A 716-nucleotide genomic window follows, 5' to 3' on the forward strand; every position below is an offset into this window, starting at 1 on the left:
GCGCCCCGTGGTGAGGCTGGATGCCATGGCGGGCACCGTGTTGACTAGGGCGTAGTAAATCACCGACATCACCACCATCATCAGATAATCCGCAGAGCCTGCTCCTGGGTTGTTAATAAAGCTCAAGAACGTCTCATTACCGATGATGACTAAAAGCTGCATGATGAAGATTTGCACTGACATGCCGAGCACGGTGGTGAAGTAGTTCATACCGTGGTCTCGTGTCCATTCACTGCCGAGAAAGCCCATCACAATCACCCCGCCATTGAGGATGATGTACGAACCAACCAGCAAAATGGTCAACTGCGCCGCAATCAGCGCCAATACAATGAGCACAATCAAACCGCACAGACCAATGATGATAAATTGCCCCATATCAAAGCCCGAACTGGACTCCCACACTCGGTGTGCCAGCGTCAGACCTAACTCAACAATGTTCGAGGGCGAGAGTTTGTCGTCACTACCCGAAAGGCGTGAAGCAACCTCTTGCATCGAATTGAGCACGGTCCACGCCAGCGGCGAGGCATTGACGACCAAAAACCAACAAAAGCCTACGGTCATCACCCGCTCAAACAACTCCGCAATAAAGTGCTCCAGTCCTTTTTGATGCAGCCATAATTTGATGGCCGACCAGGTAAAACTGGCAATCACCAACAACCAAAACAGGTTGGTTACCGCGTCGGTAATGATGGGCTCCCAAGTGGCGGTAATGGCGT

1 protein-coding gene is annotated in these 716 nt (G+C 51.7%); it reads right to left on the reverse strand.

The window, feature by feature from the left end; translation table 11 throughout:
- A partial coding sequence (gene trbL / locus OU793_RS24760) for a P-type conjugative transfer protein TrbL (protein WP_274647935.1) occupies nt 1-711 on the reverse strand: 711 nt, incomplete at its 3' end.
- Between the last annotated feature and the right edge of the window lie 5 nt (nt 712-716).

The sequence above is a fragment of the Vibrio sp. VP6 genome (assembly GCF_028823755.1).
GTDB lineage: Bacteria > Pseudomonadota > Gammaproteobacteria > Enterobacterales > Vibrionaceae > Vibrio > Vibrio parahaemolyticus.